Here is a 3,237-nt window from a genome sequence, read left to right as displayed (position 1 = left end):
CTCGAACGATGGCTGTAGACAACGCCTTTCGGGTTGCCAGTGGTGCCGCTGGTGTAACACATCGCGGCCGCGGAGTCCTCGTCGATCTCCGGCCAGTCGAATTCGGTCGACTCGCCGGCCAGCATGTTGGCGTAGCGCAGCACCGTCTTGCCCGACTCTTCCAGTGCCGAGATGTCACCGTCACCGACGGCGATCACCGTGTGCACGGTGTCCAGCTCGCCCAGTACCGGCGCCAGCAGTTTGACCAGCGACGCATCGACCAACACAACCTGGTCTTCGGCCTCGTTGGCTACAAACACGATCTGCTCGGGGAAGAGCCGGATGTTGAGCGTGTGCAGCACAGCGCCCATCGCCGGCACGGCCAGATACGCCGTCAGATGTTCGGTGTTGTTCCACATGAACGTGGCGACCCGCTGGTCGCCGCTGACGCCGACTCCCCGCAACGCGTTGGCAAGTTGAGCCGCCTGCTGACCGAGTTCGGCGTAGTTGGAGTGGCGGTAACCACTCCCGGTCGCGGTGGTCACCTTGCGTGCCCCGTGGACGCCCGACGCATGGCGCAAGATGGCGGTGATCGTCAACGGGAAGCTGTGCATGGTGCTGTACATCGATGAACCGCCTTATGGTTCGCACTACCTGCTGTCCCGGGCCGGCCTGACAAGGCTGCCCCGGTGGCGATCATCGCACGCCCGAACAATCGCCTTAGCGGTGATGGGCGATGTAGCCGGGAGACCCCGTTAGACCGGCGTCGGTTCGAGTCCCAGCAGGTGGGGCGGTGCCCACCTGCGCGGGGCCCACTGATGCGGGGCCGTGGGTATCTCGTCCGGGGTCAGCGCGTCGGCGGCGGTGGGTGCGACGGTCAGCATGGTGATCGCACCGGCGTAGTCGGCGATGTACAGGCGATCGCCCGCCGGGCTCTCGGTCAGGCATGAAGGCTGCGCGCCGACCACGATGCTGCCGATGATGTCGTGCGTTGACGTGGACAACACCGTCACGCAGGTGTCGCCGACGAGATAGGCCCGCTCACCGTCGCGGCTCAACACCAATTGGGCCAGCAAGCCAGAGATTTCACCGAATTTGTAGGTGTTGACGACGGTGTCGGTGCGGGTATCGAGAACATCGAGCACCGCACCGAAGTCGGGACCGCAGCTGCCGACGTACGCGGTGGCGCCATCTGGGCTGAGCGCGATATCCCGTATCGGGCAGCCGATTTCGAAAGTGTTCAGCACCCGGTGGGTGTGCGCGTCCACCACGACAAGCTCTGCCGCAAAGGGCCCGTTCGCCGCGACATACAGCCGGCGTCCGTCGGGGCTGACGCGCACACAGCCGGCAGTGGTTCCGGCGGCGGCCGCGATGCCGATCGCGTCTTCGCGGCCCGACTTGGTGTCGAGGATTGCGACGTCGGCACCATCGGCCGCAGTCCGGCTGGCGTAGACGTACCGTCCGTCCGGGCTGACCGCCAGATCGGTCACGCTATGGGCCACCGGGTGCGCCCCGACAACCCGATTGGCAGCCACGTCGAAAGCCAAAATCGAGTCATATGCCGCCGATACGGTGCTGATGTACGCGCGGCCCTGCGGCGTATCCGCCATGGTGATGGCGAATGGCTCGTCGATGTCGATGACCGTCTGCACGAACGCGCCATTACCGGCATCGATGGACGAGACGCTGTCGTCGCCGTAGTGGGTGACCATCAGCCGACTGCCGTCGGAACTGACGGTGATGCCGCTGACGGCGCCCTGCTGCACGGCGATTTTGTCCACCACCGTGAAGCCCGGGGCATCTTCGGCACACTTCGGTCCGTTCGCACCGCTTGCATGACTCACAGGGCACCAGCCTCTTCTCATTGGGTCCGTGGTGGGCGGATGTTTGACGCGTAGTCCGGTCAAACGGTTCCGAGAAGGCAAACCCGGATCCCTCGGATCAGGCGCATAGCAGCGCCGCTTCGGACGAGTCTAGCGGCCCAATTTCGGCCGAAAAAGCGCAGTTTCATCGATTGTCGCGCGTGTCACGCAGGTAACTCAGAGTGTCCTTAAGCAATATTTTCCGCGGTCCCGGCCCAAGCCCAAACAGCAAACGGGACACTACGTCTCGCCAGGTGTTTCGCCACTTTCGCTAACCGGTGACCAGCGGTGGCTTGGCTATCAATGAATAAGGGTTTCTTATTGTTTGGACGCCAAGAAGAGGCCCAAATCACATTGACTAAAAATGAGGTACAGCGCGTCGCCGCGTAGGCGCACCGGATTCCGACACCGGGTCTCCTTATTGCCGGTGAGCAAGGGGTAACCCATAATCCAGCGGTGGAGAGCGCGACGTGAACGACGACGCACGCGACGACCTTGTTGCCCGCCAGTACCAACGATGGCGCTACCCACACCCCATCGAGGACCTCGAGGCATACAGCGTTGCCAACTGGGAGTGGTTCGACCCGGCGCACGCGCACCGGGTGCTATGGCCCGACCAGGAATATCGGCCTGACCTCGACATTCTGATCGCAGGATGTGGCACCAACCAGGCCGCGGTATTTGCGTTCACCAACCCCGCGGCCAAGGTCGTGGCCGTCGACATCAGCCAGCCCTCCCTGGATCACCAGCAGTATTTGAAGGACAAGCACGGGCTGGCCAATCTCGAGCTGCATCGTCTCCCGATCGAGGAGCTGTCGACGCTTGGACTCGACTTCGACCTGGTGGTATCGACCGGGGTTTTACACCACATGGCGGATCCACTAGCCGGCCTGAAGGCTCTCGCCGGTTGCGTGCGACGCGACGGCGCGATCGCTCTCATGCTCTATGCGAAGTACGGCCGAATTGGAATTGAGTTGCTGGAGTCCGTCTTTCACGACTTCGACCTGGGTCAGGACGACGCGTCGGTCCAGCTGGTCAAAGACACGATCTCGGCGTTACCGGCCGAGCACCCGGTGCAAAGCTATCTGAAAATGGCGCGCGATCTGCAGTCCGATGCTGCACTGGTGGATACGTTCTTACACGGTCGCGCGCGCAGTTATACCGTCGACGAGTGTCTTGATCTGGTGAGCTCGGCCGGACTGGTATTTCAGGGCTGGTTCCACAAAACGCCGTACTATCCGCACGACTTGTTCGCGCCGCCGAGCAGCTTCTATGCGGCCGCAAATGCGTTGCCGGAGAACCGGATATGGTCGGTGATGGAACGCCTGCAGACATTGAACGGCTGCCATTTTTTCATGGCGTGCCGCCCCGACCGGCCGAAAGAGAGCTACACGAT

The 3,237-nt window shown here is 62.8% G+C and carries 3 protein-coding genes; 1 reads left to right on the top strand and 2 read right to left on the bottom strand.

All coding sequences use genetic code 11. The annotated features are described in order from the left end of the window. Both WBF82_RS05880 and WBF82_RS05875 read right to left on the bottom strand, forming a co-directional pair. Positions 1-605 (bottom strand): AMP-binding protein (locus WBF82_RS05880; protein WP_424382141.1); only part of this gene is annotated, 605 nt, incomplete at its 3' end. Between the two features lie 129 nt (positions 606-734). Next, entirely contained in the window at positions 735-1,823 is a 1,089-nt protein-coding gene (locus WBF82_RS05875) for a YncE family protein (protein ID WP_424382140.1), read from the bottom strand. Positions 1,824-2,311: 488 nt separating this feature from the next. On the opposite strand from WBF82_RS05875, the gene WBF82_RS05870 reads away from it, so the two are divergent. After that, a partial coding sequence (locus WBF82_RS05870; protein ID WP_424382139.1) for a class I SAM-dependent methyltransferase occupies positions 2,312-3,237 on the top strand: 926 nt, incomplete at its 3' end.

Source organism: Mycobacterium sp., assembly GCF_049673265.1.
Lineage (GTDB): Bacteria > Actinomycetota > Actinomycetes > Mycobacteriales > Mycobacteriaceae > Mycobacterium.
The sequence above is the reverse complement of the archived record's forward strand: the minus strand, read 5'-3'. Positions and strand labels throughout refer to the sequence as shown.